Raw genomic sequence first — 14,013 nt, forward strand, 5'->3', positions numbered from 1 at the left:
TTATCTTCTTGATAACATTGCGTATTTGCTGCTTTCACAATGACATGGAATTACTTAGCAGTAACCGGAAACTGCGAAATTCGCAAAACACTACATCCATATGGAATCAGGGTAATTTCCTCTTCCGGTCCTGTCTCCAGCCCGTAAATAACGCTAAAAGGAATTGGACCTGTCATGTCATTGTAGATTCCCCACGAAGGAATTTTCTTCCCTTTGGTACGGATCAAGACCGGAGCATTGTCCAGATTCCACGGATACACAGGCATTTGCTCTTTTAGTTCAACGCGAAATGCCTGTTCCAATTCTTTGTCGTCCATTGCCAGCAGAGCATAATTCCAGTCTGATTTGGGTCTCACTTCATAGTAAGTGTCCCCATACACCTCCGGATCTTTGGTATTGGTTACTATATTCCACTGCTCTTCAATCCGTAAGGCATACGTTAACGGTCCCCGCTCTACAGAGATTGAGTTTTCATGCCAGCGATTTCGGAATACATGCATTGGTAATGTTAATTCCAGTACATCACCTGATTTCCATTCCCGTGAGATCACCACAATCTGATTGCCATCCGCCTCCTGGAGAGGTTTTCCATTTACAAAAATAGTAGCACGTTTGCACCATTGTGGAATTCGCACATGGAAAGGAAAAGATACTGCCTTTGTTTTCTTGTCCAGTGTAAGTTTGAACTGAATGTTTTCACGAAATGGATACTGTGTCTGTTCCTGTATAGTTACCTGTGTACCTTCTCCGACATACGCCTTTACTTCACTGGGGGCATACACAAGCGCTGCCAGCCCTTTATCTGCTGTAGCATACCATAGGTTTTGGGTAAATTTAGGCCAGCCCTGGTGCATATTTGACGTACAACAGGCAAATCCTGTCAGCAGACCATAACATACATCGGTTCCCTGGTGATTGCCATCTTCCGCAAAGTTACGTATATGCCGGGTTACCATTACCTGGTTGGCCTGCTGGAAATACTGGCGGTTCATGTAGTCATCGGTAGCTTGAGTAGGTAAGGCATTAAAGGCGACTTTTTCCAACTGATCAGCATAGCTGACCTGTCCGGTAACAGGTAGTATACTTTCCAGCGAAAACATCATTTCAACTGCTGAACAAAGCTCTGAACCTTGTGTAGGGTTGTTACCATGCAGGGTTTCATCCCCGCCATAAAGTCCATGTGCCAGTCCATTGTATTTTCGAAGGTCGGCAAAACCTTTTGTTACAGACTCTGCATACTTTTGTTCGGGATGCTGCTGGTAATAAATGAGAGGTTCTTTCATGCCTTGTGCCAGATTAACACAATGGATACTGCTTTGCTGGCTTAACAGATTTCCTTCCAGAAAAGCAGTGGTATAGTCAAACGTTTGTTTGTGCATGAGATCTGCCAGTTCCAGCAGAAAGCTTTCGCCAGTAAGATTATACAGCCAGTAGACCACCATAAGATTATCACCAGCCCGATAGCGGGCCCAGAATGTCCAGCGATCCAGCGGCTGTGAAGGTAGTTGTTTCAACTGATACCTGAAATAACGGGTCAGCAAGTCAAGCACCCGTCTATCACTAGTTGCCGAATAGTATTGCTTTAAAATTTTTAGTACCACCATTCGGGGCCACCAGTCCAGGCTGTTGTCACGTTGGATACCTGGTTCGTAAGGATAGTCTTTGGCAGGTCCGAAATTGCCATCTTCACGTTGTGACTGTATGGCCCATTCCACCCAGGGTTTGGTTTTGCTGATTAGTTCTTTATCATTGAGAATATAGGCCAGAGGCAATAGCCCATCAATCCAGTAAGGACCTCTTTCCCATTGATCTCCATCACCACCAAGCCACCCATTACGATGACTCATCACCAGTGGATATAGTTTGTCCAATTGTCCTGTTGCTCCATTTTTCTGTCTGAGAAGCATCTCCTTCAGCCACCCTTCGGCATGGATGGCTCCCAATGGTAATTCCAGATAGGGGTTAGGACGTAAAGGAGATCGGTTTTGGATATAGGATTTGACTACAGTCACCTTTTGTTGTGCCATTAACTGGAGGTTTGTTAAAATCAACAAACTCGCAAAAAACAATACATAACGGATTGAATGCATGATTGTATAAATATGAAAAACAGAAACAAGGATTCATCACATAGGTGTTCTACTAGATAATAGTAGTTATGGAAATTTCACTATTGTATACAATGGTATCACCCTTTTGAAATATAGTGGTATTTGTATGAGCAAGTAGATCGTTCACTGAAGATTCATCCAAAGAAAAAATAGTTGCTAAAAGTAAGAAAATCAGTTATAAACCAATAGAAAACTTCTTTATGGAGATTATAAAGATAAATATGGGGTTTCATATCCAGGATACCTGGCAGAGATAAAAGAGTATGGACTTAAAAACAACTGATACAGATCAATAATGCTTTCTTTAAAATAAAGGGTATTTAAGATTATCCGATTAAGTCAGTCATCATCTTCTAAAAGCGAATTAGAGCTTTAATGGCTATACAATAACTAGTTTGAGCAAGGTATCAATGTGAAAAAACTTTTATCTTGGCAGTAATATCCTACTATAATTTGTACTCTGAAAGGATTGAACTTTCTTATGAACCTTAGTGATTATACGTTCTCCTTACCCCCTCGCAAAGTACCTCTTTCTCGTAGTGTTGTTACTCTAGTAGGATTTCCAGTCATACAACTATTTATATGGGGCTGGATATGTCTTTGTCTGGTTTCTATCCGGAATAGCCTTCCGGGTAACATAGTATATAACCCATCGGGAGCTGACCGGATTGACGGTAAAGATTTTTACAATTATAAATATGCCTATACCAATGGCGCACTAACCACTATTTCTAACAGTAATATAAAAAATAAGGATACAGCTTATGCACTTTATTACACCTTCCAAGCCAATAATCAGCACTTTACAGGGGTGTTCTTTACAGAAAGAGATAAACAACTACCACAAATAGGAGACAAATTGAAAATTTATTATAGGATGGACAATCCTGTTGTTTCTTATGTGGTTGGTATACAAACTAGCTCAGTCAATCAGGAAGGGATTTTCGTTAGTTTTCTTATGCTGCTTGTAGGCATTGGAGGACTTGCCATTTATACTTGGGTGAATAGTAAGGAAAATTACCTGATGAAATATGGGCATCTTACAGTAGGTAAGTTTAATCAGCAGACTGAAGACAAGAATAGCGATGGGGAAGTAAGTTATCGTGTGCAGTATAAGTTTATGGCCTTCGATAACCAATACTATTATTCTGAAGAAAATCGCTCTTTGCCTGCTTATGAAGAAGATGTAGTTATACTTTACAACGAAGGACACCCAAAAGATAATCTGATTCTTAAGGTCCATAAGCTATATGAACAATATGATGAGAACTTTCAGCCACTGCCTGCTTCCTGGGACGAAGTATTTTATCACAGTGTGATTCCTGCTGGTGTAATTATCAGTCAGCTATTTTTATTTATTTCCCATTGATATGAGGTTTAATTCATTTGGCTTATATGCTTTCTCTCAACTTCAAAATGAACCAAACTCATGATGGCTTTGATCATGAAGGTTATGATATAATTAAAAAAGAAAAGGTGAATTTTGAAATAAGATGAGAAGTTGTCTCTCAAAATACACCTTTCTGCATTCCAGAATTATATTATCCGAATGAAAGTTTTTGCCCTTGCCAGCCTGTAGTGTGCAGAAATTGTTCCCAACTTAGGGTATCGGGGTTTATCTGGCGACTCCATAACCAGTCGCGATCTTTGCCAAAATACCCATATTCGACTGCATACTCTGCCATTCCCAAAATCTCATTCACTAAGAGTTCATTTGAGCTAAATTCTGGGAAATAATAAAGGAAGTTCTCCCGTGTGAAAGCTGAGACATAGACAGCCTTCTTACCTATAACCCGAATAAATGTATCAACCATCTCCCGTGGCGAAATGCTTTCTCCAATTACCGGTAAAGATGCTCCCGCATAGCGATTAGGATTCGAAAAGATCTCCAGAACTGCAGGTCCTGTAGCCGTAAGGGGATCTACAAAGGGTGCGCTGAAATCCTCTGGTAAGTAAATTGGAAATACAAGGGTATCGCCCTTTATAACTGGAGTGTAAAATTCTGGTAAATTGGTGTAAAAGAAAGCCATGTAGATAAACGAGCTTGTGATGGGAAGCGTGCGGATATATTGCTCAATATTGGCCTTGTCTGTAAAATGAGGGGCAAACTTCTTTCCCGCTGTAATCTTATCTACATTTTCCAAGCTACTGAAGATAAGGTGTTGAACCCCTGCTTCAACGGCTGCATCTGCTAACTCTTTGCCTAACGCAAACTCATGAGTGGCTGGGGGCGCAATACCTGGTGTCATCATGAAAACGCCGTCTGAGCCTCGGAATGCTTCCACATACTCTTTTTTGTATCCCAGATCAAGAGGTAATCGCACAAGCTCAGCTCCTTGTTGGACCAGACTAAGCGCCACTGGTGAGTCAACCCGACGGGTAATGCCACGCACACGATAACGCCCGCTTTGTAACAAAGTACGTGCAGCGCTGAGGCCCTGCTTGCCCAAAACTCCCACAATAGTAATTAGTGGTTTATCTTTTGTTTCGTTGTTGGTTACTTTAAATGCCATTCTTTCGGTATGTCTTTAGATGAAAAATACGAACTATAAAAATTATAGTTGCAAAACTATTTTTAGTGATTTACATTCGCAATAACTATCCAAATGGATAGGTGTAACATTGGTAGTATGAAAACAGAATGTATTGGTGATTATGTAAAGCTGGAAGGAGAGATTTATCCTTGTACAATCAGTCTGGCGATGGATTTAATGGGTGGAAAATGGAAAGCTGTTATCTTGTACCATTTAAAAGACGAGGAAAAAAGATACAACGAACTCCGAAAAGAAATGCCCTCCGTTACTGAAATGACGTTGAGCCTGCAGTTAAAACAGCTGGAGAATGACGGATTGGTTTCACGAAAAGTATATGGAAAGAAACCACCCATTAAAGTCATTTACAGCTTAACCGATTTTGGCAAAACTGTTATTCCTGTTTTAGAAGCGATTACAGCCTGGGGCAATCAGGTTGTACGGGAGAAAGGCGAATTTGTCTCCGCCGGGCAGGTGTAAATTGGTGTAGCCTAACATGGACCATCTCACATTTTAAGAAAAAGGATCAGATTTTCTTAAGAGAACCTAGATAGACTCAGGCTTCATCTTATCGATTGGTAAGTAAACTCAGTAAGAGTTGTTTTCTTTCTCTGGCTATTGGTAGGGAAGTATTATTAACCATGGCTGTAAGTCCATTGATAGAAGCAATGTATTTACTCTGTACAAGGTAGGAGCGGTGAATCTGGATGAATTTTTCGGCGGGCAAGGTCTCCTGCAAACTTTTCAGGGTTTTGTGTACAATCATATGTCGGTTATCTCTGAAATATACCTGTACATAGTTCTGCAGGCTCTTCACATATGTAATCTCATCAATGTGTACCCTGTGGTCAACTCCATCTTCCCGGAAAAATATAAACTGAGAATCCTGGGGGTACATCAACTCATATAAGCGCTTTGCTTTATGAACAGCCTTTGTAAAATCTTCCAGAAAAATAGGCTTTAGCAGATACTCAATCGCATTTACTTTGTACCCTTTCAGGGCATATTCCGGATAGGCGGTTGTGAAAATAATCATAGTAGAATCATTGTTTACCAGTTCTGCGAATTGAATACCTTTGATTCTTGGCATTTCAATGTCCAGAAATATCAGGTCTACTTCTTTGTTTTTTATCAGATCCATAGCTTGAAAAGGATTGGCATAGTCACCTACACATTCCAGAAAATCAAATGCTTTGATAAATTCAAGTAATCCTTCTCTGGCAATCCGTTCGTCATCAATTACAATACATCGTATCATAGCTTTTCTTTACCGATTTGTTTTTCTAATGTAAGCTTTAGTCGTACTGAAAATAGTTCATTGTCCTCATTTATCATCAACTGGTATCGATCCGGATAGGCCAGTGTCAACCTTTCTTCTACATGCTTTAATCCTATACCTCGGGACTTTGCTTTTGCTACATTTTCATCAAAGGTATTGGTTATCTCAAAAGTCAGATTTCCCTGCAAATCTACCGTACAGTATTCTTTGATAAAATAGTCATTTGCCTGATTGGGCAATACATGCTTGAATGCATTTTCAACAAAGGTGGCTAATACAAAGGGTACTATATACAACTCATTTTCCGGAATGTGCCATTCACAGGATATTTGCAGTTCTTCTGCATGTCTGTTTTTTTCCAGATCAAAGTACTCTTTCAGAAATGTAATTTCCTGATCCAGTGGAATTAGCTTTTTTTGTGACTCGTACACGTAATAGCGTAGTATTTTACTGTATTGAGAGAGAAGGAGCAATGCTTCGTTTTGATCCTTTCGGATCAGAAACTGCAGGTTGTTCAGAATATTAAATGTAAAGTGTGGACTAAGCTGGTTGCGCAGCAGCTTTATTTCCATTTCCAATGATTTTCTTTGCAATACCTCCAGTTCTTTCTCCCGTTCGAGGTACTGCTTGTATTTTTCAAATGAGTAATTCAGTCCGGAAACCATCGCACTGAAGGTAAACAAACCAAAAATCACAGCCACCCGGTCATTAGTAACTTCTTTTAATGTGCTTTCGGGAGCGGTGAGTGTCAGAATGAGATAGCCTTCAACAGATAGAGCAATAGTGACTACCAGACAGGATATTCCCAAAACACCAAGGAATGGAAGCGTATTCAGGTTTGCTAAAAAATGTTGAGCCCATTTCCCTGAAATATAGCTCAGGTATACCCGTAATGTAAGAATTACACACGTTGAGTAACTAAATGCAGTAACGAATGATATTTCCTGATTGGCAAAAAGCTGGAGCAGGATGGCCAGAAAAAGGAACATCCAGAAAAAAACTGTTGCTTTATCTTTAAATTCCATAGGTGAATGAAGAAGGTATGGACTGATGCAAAGTAGCACATATCTTTTAAGATAGCCTCTACGGTTTGTCAACAAATACAGACTGTTGGTCAAAAGCCAAACCGTGCATCCAGGGTGATCCTATACCTTTGAGCCATTAACCAAAAAACAAAGCTTTATGAAAACTAATTATGTAATTGGATGGATTCTCCTGCTGACATCATTTGGACTAACTTCAACGGGAGCTTATGCACAAGAAAGTAAGCATGGTCTTGTGCTTAACATCGGACTTAGCAATGGATACAATCTGACATCCGGAAATAGTGCTGTAAAGAACTATTATAGTATTGGGGGCAGAATAAATCTGATCTTTAATGATAAGTGGTTTGTTGGCTATACTCAAAACGGAAGTATTGCTCCTGGAAATCTGGTAGAGAATGCTGATTTTAAAAAGTCAAGAATCCATGAGTATGCCTTATCCGGAGGGAGAAAGTGGAACCTGGGTTCTCAAACGTATCTGAGAAGTAATCTAAATGCCGGAATCAGTGAATTTAAAGTAAAAACGGGTTCGGGAAGTATATGGGATGATGATTTTTCTACCTCATCTGCTACTTCCTACCTGGCAGGAGCCGAAACTGCAATTGGCTTCCGGTTGAATAAATATCTGGCAATTGAGGCGGGTATGTATTACCGCAGGTATTTTAAAAATGATCAATCAAGCCTTGCTACCAGAGATTTAAACAGTCTGGGTGTAACACTATCATTGGCAGGTAGTCTCGGTCTAAGCAAATAAGTAGCTCCTATCATTGAAAGTAAGGCAAGGGGAATAGTAACACATACCTGTTGAAAATATCATATTTCATTAACCCCAAACATAGTGTCAATCTATTACCTTTGCCTGAAATCAAAACATATGATACGTCAAATCTCTTTATCACTACTGATTGTCGCCGCTCTATCTGCTGGCTGTCAGAATCAGAAATCAGACACTTCAACAACAGAGTCCTCAACATCTGACTCTTCAGCCACTGTAAGCCCGGAACCAACAAATTCTGGTAAGCTCGAAACACGTCTCGGAACGGCAGGAAAATCATTTACAAAAGATTCTGTTCTGTTATCCTTCACTGTAATCAATCATACAGATAGTGCACAGCGTTTTTGCAAATGGGAAACACCTTTTGAACCTCGTTTGGGTAAGTACCTTGAGGTAATACATGAAAATGGAACTGAGGCTATATTCAAAGGAGCGATGGCCAGACGAGTAATGCCACCGCCTGCTGAAACCTATATCGAAGTGGCACCACACGATAGTGTCCGTACCGTATTTAATCTGCCAGATAATTATGCAATCACAACCGGACAATACACAGTCAAATATAGCGGTGGGGGTGTAAGTGGCCTTGATGCAGGAAACGAAATTAAAATCAAGATAAGCAATCCCTAACGGATTCATGTAATATTAGGTCAGCCTGGATTTGGGAAGGAAGATTTAAGAATCAGCGTTTATACTTTTTGAAAAGAGTATAAACGCTGATTTTGTATTATTCAGATTAATTAGGAGAATCTCTGAAATTTGGGATGATTTTATCTTAAACAAGCACAGATAAGACACTTACCAACAGTAATATGCTTGTTATAAAATGAGGAAATATCAACTACCTAATAGTACTGGATGCAAAACAGATACCCTGATTTTTATCTGGAAAGCTTTTTCGGGGAATCAACTCCTGATTCTTTGCATAGATGAAACTAATGTCCCCAAATGCAGCTAGTAGGAGATCTGTTGCCTTATAGACTTTTGAAGAATAGTCTTCTATTACTTTGAGGAGAGGAACTTCTATTTCCTTTGCTTACCTAGATTGATACATACTGCATTCCTTAAACTGTAATTTTTCTCTAAACCTGAGCTACATCTGGAATCTATTTGGGTTACCTGGTGGCTAAGGTGCTGTATGTACTCAAAAAATCAATCTGATTATTTATCTGGGAGTTAGGATTAAAATTCAGATAACAGGTAAGAGTGATAGTATATTACCAGTTGATTAATCAGCGAAAAGCGGAATACAAAACCTATGAAAAGCTCACCCCGTCACGTGTGATGACTTTGGACGGGGAAATCATTACAGGTAAGTACAAGCGGGACAATCTGCTGGATAGAGCTCTTGTCGGTCTGGCGGTTTCTTCAGGTACAATAGAAGGGCGGGCACGTGTGGTCTCAGCGATAGAAGAGGCTAACCTGGAAGAGGGGGATATATTGGTAACCACTTTTACAGATCCCAGCTGGACACCGTTGTTCGTATCTATAAAAGGCCTCGTTACTGAGGTCGGCGGACTGATGACGCATGGCGCCGTCATAGCAAGAGAATATGGCCTACCCGCAGTAAGCGGAGTAGAGAATGCTACCAAACGTATGAAAGACGGTCAGCGCATTCGGGTGCATGGTACAGAAGGGTATATAGAACTTTTGTGAGAAAGAGAATGTAAATGGTAGTTCTGATTTTTTACTTCTCATAACCTAATAAGATTTGGTAAAAAGAAAAATAGTGTTTGTTTCCTGATTTAATGTTGGTTTAAATAACTATATCACCTATATTTTCTGATCTTTGCTTATATCTGTTGATCAACTTTATTCTTCCAAATAATTAAAGATGTAGCCGGAGATTATAGAGCATTAAGATGCTCAGGCAGGATTCGAACCTGCAGGTACTACCCGAATTTATATCCCGTTTGTATGGTAGTACAGTTTACGGCAACATTCTTAAGGATACCATTCCATTTCTGAACAGTTTAAATTGAGCAGTTTAAACATAAGTAGTTTTATCTAATAGAAGCAGAATGTTGAAGTAATTCTGTAGGTCTGATACCAAACTGTTTTCTGAAGGCAAAAGAGAAGTGTGAAAAGTCTTCGAAACCTAGGTCATAATAAATATCACTTGGCTTGGCACCTTCGGTCTTGATACGGAAATATGCTTCTTCCAAGCGTTTGCGGGTAAGCCAAGTGCCAGGAGTACTTCCAAAAATTTTCTGGAAATCTCTTTTAAACGTAGACAAGCTTCTGCCTGTCATATAAGCAAACCGGTCCAAGCTCACATTAAAACGAAAATTACGGTTCATAAACTCTTCCATATCAATCTTGTCAGGTATCGCAAAGTTAAAAAGGATGTCTTTCAGTTCTGGTGTGGTTTTTAATAAGATTAGAAGCAGTTCTTCCCGTTTTACATCTTCAAAGCCTTTTTCTATTTCCTCCTGTTGTGTGTAATAAGGCTCAAGAGACTTTATATAACTTTGAAGTAGGGTACTATCAGGTAAGAACAAGAGTGAATTGGTATTTTGAGTGGAATATACATCAATGGGATGCCGCTCAAGAAAATTCACCAGAAAAGGCTTGTCCAGGGTAATGACCACTTTTCTAAATACACCGTTGTTTTTGTGTTTGGTGTACCGAATGAGATGATTTTTCCGGGCGATTAGTGGATCGCCCGGCTGTATGGTATAGGTATTTTGTCCATCATAGGCAATCATCGATCCATCGAGTAGATACAAGAAGAAATGCTCGCTAATAAACTGCTCAGGAGAAATCTCCGGACCCAGATGACAGGAGTGTATTTTATTGGAATTCAAGGGTTTATATCATTATCTTTGGTAAAGGTACTCAATTCATCATACTGTCCACACTAGCCAGTATAGCTTCTTCCTTACTGCGAGGTTTCCAGTCTAGGATATCTTTGGCTTTCTGAGTGGAAAGTGTAATATAAAAATTCTGATCTGTATTGGGAAATGAAGCTATTTTTCCAGCATACTCCGGGCGTTCCTTACGGATTAGCTCGGCAACATCATAAAAGCTCATCACTCCCTCAGAAGCGGCCAGAAACCGTTGTCCTGCAGCTTGTGGATGTTCCATAGCCATGATATGGATATCTGCTACATCCCGAACATCTACCACACCAAAGGTAAAGGAAGGACTGGAAGTAACTAAACCTCCAATGATGCTTTTAATAACACCATCCAGCGAAGCAGAAGAGATGCCTCCGAGTATAGGTCCGAAAATACCGACAGGATTAATGACCGACAATTCCATTGCACCTCCTTCTCTCGCCATAAAATCCCATGCTGCTTTTTCGGCCACAGTTTTGGATTTGATATAAGCCATGAGCGGAACATTTGGATCTGTCCAGTCTTCTTCTGTAAAAACATGGCCTGGGGTATTCGTACTATAGCCAATAGCCGCAAAAGACGAAGTAAGCACTACACGCTTTACACCTGCATCTCGGGAAGCTCTTAGGACACGTAACGAACCTTCACGGGCAGGGATAATGAGTTCTTTTTCATCTTTAGGTTCTTGTGTTACAAACGGAGAAGCCACATGCAGTACATAATCACATCCCTTTGCTGCCTCACTCCATCCGATGTCATATAAAAGGTCTGCTTCATAAATGGATAAATTTTCAAAAGACTCGATACCGCTAGTCCTAAGAGCTTTTTCCAGTTCTTCTTTTTTATTGAGGCTACGTATGGTAGTTTTTACAGTGTACCCCTGTTGCAATAATTGTAACATTGTATGAATGGCTACAAATCCTGTTCCGCCAGTTACTAAAACTGTTTTGTTGGTTTTCATAAGGTAACGTTTGTTGTACACTACAAACTTCCTAATTCTAAACGAAAAAGATTGTGTTTAAAAGTTCAATTTTAGTGTGTTTAAAAGGTCATTGGTAATGTGTTGACTTTCCTTCATAGATCTTTGAAATGTTAAAGTCTGAGGATTATTATACCATTCGTTGAGTTCTGTTCAGATTATGACACTGTGCATTGTTCTATGCAAACGGCAATAGGAAAAAATTATCTTTAGTATCTGTGTAAAAATAATTTTTGTCCGAAATGCACCGCAAATTTATCGGTGCATTGAATAAACCGCAGAAAGGTTTTCGCATAGAATACATCGCAAGTTTTATGTTTGACCTGAATTAACTGCAAAAATTTTTGTGCGTATAATTTAAGTCAACAACTTATTTTGCTTAGAAGTATGCACATTATAAAATAATTTCAAAACATAACTTCTCAAAATTCTCTACTTTTATCCGCCTTTTCAGCTTAGTTGAACTAGTATTAAAAATAACTGCAAGCCCACAAAGTAATCTGATGACAAACAACACACCTGTTAAAAAAATAGAGCTGATAGATGGTTTTATTTGAGTTGTGGAAAAGCCAAAAAGCATATTTGATCCTAGGCCTGGTGAGATTTAAAATCCAGATAATGATGAATAATAAATAATATGCCTGCTTCTTTCAGTAAAAGGGAGGTGAAAGATACTGTTTCTAAGTTTATCTATTCAAACAAAGATTAGATCCAACCTTGATGATTGTTTTTGATATTACTTAACTGCGAATTTTGCTTTTGCCTTGCAACTCTTTTCTCCTATCTTGTGTCCTTGTGAAAAATTCATCTTCACTATGTATATTAAAGGACTTATACTATTGTTACTTGTACTTGCATTAGCCAACTGCCGAAGTGATTGTCCACCAGATGAAGAACCTGTGATGAAGGCAACGTTGCATTGGTATGATACTGCCACCCAGGAGTACAGAGGTATGGGTTACTACAAGCGGATTTATGGACTGGGAGGGAATGGGAATGTAGTAGTGAGTGATAACTATGCGTATTTGCCTTTATCACTTCATGCAGATAGTGTGATGTATATTTTTGAACCCATCGATGGACCAAACGATACTTTGATTCTGTGTTATAGACGCGATTTTGGCCCCTATGAAACAAATGAAGAACGCTGTGGCTATGGTGCTGACTTTTCCGGAGGATCGTATGTGTATGGCAGCAAAGAACTAAAAAGTGGTTTGACTGATAGTCGTTACAGTGGCATTAGCCGAACTACCTTTGAGTCTGGGGATGCCCAATATCGTGGACGAATCGGGACGCATTCAGAGGTTCGGAATATTTATGAAGTGGAATTGTATAGATAGAAAGGGAGAGTCATATCTTTCCCAACAGGGCTGCGACTATGCCACAGAGGGCTTTTACAAGCAATAATCCGTCAATAATAATCAGATAATATAAAATGGATCGGCGTTGGTGAAGGCCGTATACAGTCCAGAGAAGAGCCAGAAACGGAATCAGGTTTAATAACACCCGCATCCCTGGAAAGTGCCGTATATAGGCAACTATCAGAAAAGAAGCCAGTACCAGTACTGTTAAAGGAATCAGGATATAGAATAGGGTAGTTCGTAGTCCATATTGTACTACAAAAGTTTTCAACTGGTGGTTTGCATCGGATGCATAGTCTTTGATATCAAACATGATGCAGGTAAGAGAAATAAACAACCAGTTTTTGCAAAAAAGCCAAACCCACATACCATTGATAGGATAGAAGGTATTGTATTCAATCTGGTAAAATAATACAGGAGAAACTGTGACCAGGCCAGCCCATACCCATCCAATGATAAAGGGTTTGATCCAGCCTTGTTGTCGGATATGTGGCCGATGTCCAAATATGGGAAGCCATCCATAATATAATGCTGCCAGCAGAACGACTCCTGCTGCCAAACCCAGGGTGGAAAGGGATAACCGAAACAGGTTAGTCCAATGGCAAACCAACAGATAAATACCAATCCCAATCCCTAGTACGCTACACAGAAGTTGACTGAAACGAACCCACTGCTGATATTGGACATACCAGTTGGATCGGACGTTACGTATATAGGGAGGGGTGCTGGTTATACAAATAGCGTTTCCCTGATAGGCATAAGTATAGTAGACAAGGGTGATCAGAAAGATACATGAATAGTAGGCCAGAGGATTTAAGGGTAGCTCAAGTTGCATGTTGGCTTCTATGGAGAGGGCAACCGCATACAGTGCGTAATGGTAGTTGCCAAAAAAAATGAGGTGAATGATACTTTGTCCTATTGATCGCTGTGTTGTTAACATTTTTGGGAGTGGTGTAGCCACTTACTTCTGTTACTGTATACTCTATGGTGCCGAGGGATAATCCATTAGGCGTCTAATGTATATACATTTTTCGTTCTAAGCAGGTTTTGGACCATAAAACATTCTCATCCTATCGTATTTTTCTCATTTTCGG

Annotated in this window: 13 protein-coding genes; 6 read left to right on the forward strand and 7 right to left on the reverse strand. The window is 39.8% G+C overall.

The features are described from left to right. Window positions 1-50 precede the first annotated feature (50 nt). A complete protein-coding gene (locus QNI15_RS13410; RefSeq protein ID WP_314032135.1) occupies window positions 51-2,090 on the reverse strand; it encodes a beta-L-arabinofuranosidase domain-containing protein in 2,040 nt (679 codons plus the stop codon). A 502-nt stretch (window positions 2,091-2,592) separates the two neighbouring features. Here QNI15_RS13410 and QNI15_RS13415 point away from each other — a divergent pair. Then, the gene (locus QNI15_RS13415; RefSeq protein ID WP_314032137.1) at window positions 2,593-3,480 is read left to right on the forward strand and encodes a hypothetical protein; all 888 of its coding nucleotides are present in this window, start codon (window positions 2,593-2,595) and stop codon (window positions 3,478-3,480) included. Between the two features lie 172 nt (window positions 3,481-3,652). On the opposite strand, the gene QNI15_RS13420 is transcribed toward QNI15_RS13415, so the two are convergent. After that, window positions 3,653-4,624 (reverse strand): NmrA/HSCARG family protein, encoded by a 972-nt coding sequence (locus QNI15_RS13420; RefSeq protein ID WP_314032139.1) that lies wholly within the window; start codon window positions 4,622-4,624, stop codon window positions 3,653-3,655. Between the two features lie 117 nt (window positions 4,625-4,741). Here QNI15_RS13420 and QNI15_RS13425 point away from each other — a divergent pair, with 117 nt between their 5' ends. Then, a complete protein-coding gene (locus QNI15_RS13425; RefSeq protein ID WP_313979907.1) occupies window positions 4,742-5,122 on the forward strand; it encodes a winged helix-turn-helix transcriptional regulator in 381 nt (126 codons plus the stop codon). A gap of 88 nt (window positions 5,123-5,210) precedes the next feature. Here QNI15_RS13425 and QNI15_RS13430 read toward each other — a convergent pair whose 3' ends face one another. Then, window positions 5,211-5,900, reverse strand: coding sequence for a LytR/AlgR family response regulator transcription factor (locus QNI15_RS13430; protein ID WP_314032140.1), 690 nt, complete (start codon window positions 5,898-5,900; stop codon window positions 5,211-5,213). Beyond that, complete coding sequence (locus QNI15_RS13435; protein ID WP_313992433.1) at window positions 5,897-6,946, reverse strand: sensor histidine kinase; 1,050 nt, start codon at window positions 6,944-6,946, stop codon at window positions 5,897-5,899. Before QNI15_RS13435 ends, QNI15_RS13430 begins: the two co-directional genes overlap by 4 nt. 157 nt (window positions 6,947-7,103) lie before the next feature. On the opposite strand from QNI15_RS13435, the gene QNI15_RS13440 reads away from it, so the two are divergent. The 3 genes from QNI15_RS13440 to QNI15_RS13450 all read left to right on the forward strand — a co-directional run bounded on the left by QNI15_RS13440 (window position 7,104) and on the right by QNI15_RS13450 (window position 9,395). Further along, a complete protein-coding gene (locus tag QNI15_RS13440; protein ID WP_313992436.1) occupies window positions 7,104-7,718 on the forward strand; it encodes a hypothetical protein in 615 nt (204 codons plus the stop codon). Between the two features lie 120 nt (window positions 7,719-7,838). Next, a complete protein-coding gene (locus QNI15_RS13445) occupies window positions 7,839-8,369 on the forward strand; it encodes a hypothetical protein (protein WP_313992438.1) in 531 nt (176 codons plus the stop codon). Between the two features lie 576 nt (window positions 8,370-8,945). Then, entirely contained in the window at window positions 8,946-9,395 is a 450-nt protein-coding gene (locus QNI15_RS13450; protein WP_313992441.1) for a PEP-utilizing enzyme, read from the forward strand. A 347-nt stretch (window positions 9,396-9,742) separates the two neighbouring features. Here the strand turns inward: QNI15_RS13450 and QNI15_RS13455 are convergent, their stop codons facing one another. Both QNI15_RS13455 and QNI15_RS13460 read right to left on the reverse strand, forming a co-directional pair. Further along, a complete protein-coding gene (locus tag QNI15_RS13455) occupies window positions 9,743-10,546 on the reverse strand; it encodes a helix-turn-helix domain-containing protein (RefSeq protein ID WP_313992444.1) in 804 nt (267 codons plus the stop codon). A gap of 31 nt (window positions 10,547-10,577) precedes the next feature. Continuing rightward, a complete protein-coding gene (locus tag QNI15_RS13460) occupies window positions 10,578-11,540 on the reverse strand; it encodes an SDR family oxidoreductase (protein ID WP_313992447.1) in 963 nt (320 codons plus the stop codon). Window positions 11,541-12,373: 833 nt separating this feature from the next. On the opposite strand from QNI15_RS13460, the gene QNI15_RS13465 reads away from it, so the two are divergent. Then, window positions 12,374-12,898 (forward strand): hypothetical protein, encoded by a 525-nt coding sequence (locus QNI15_RS13465; protein ID WP_313992451.1) that lies wholly within the window; start codon window positions 12,374-12,376, stop codon window positions 12,896-12,898. Window positions 12,899-12,908: 10 nt separating this feature from the next. Here QNI15_RS13465 and QNI15_RS13470 read toward each other — a convergent pair whose 3' ends face one another. Beyond that, a complete protein-coding gene (locus QNI15_RS13470) occupies window positions 12,909-13,859 on the reverse strand; it encodes a hypothetical protein (protein WP_313992454.1) in 951 nt (316 codons plus the stop codon). Window positions 13,860-14,013 lie beyond the last annotated feature (154 nt).

The sequence above is a fragment of the Xanthocytophaga flava genome (genome assembly GCF_030068545.1).
Classification (GTDB): Bacteria; Bacteroidota; Bacteroidia; order Cytophagales; family 172606-1; genus Xanthocytophaga; species Xanthocytophaga flava.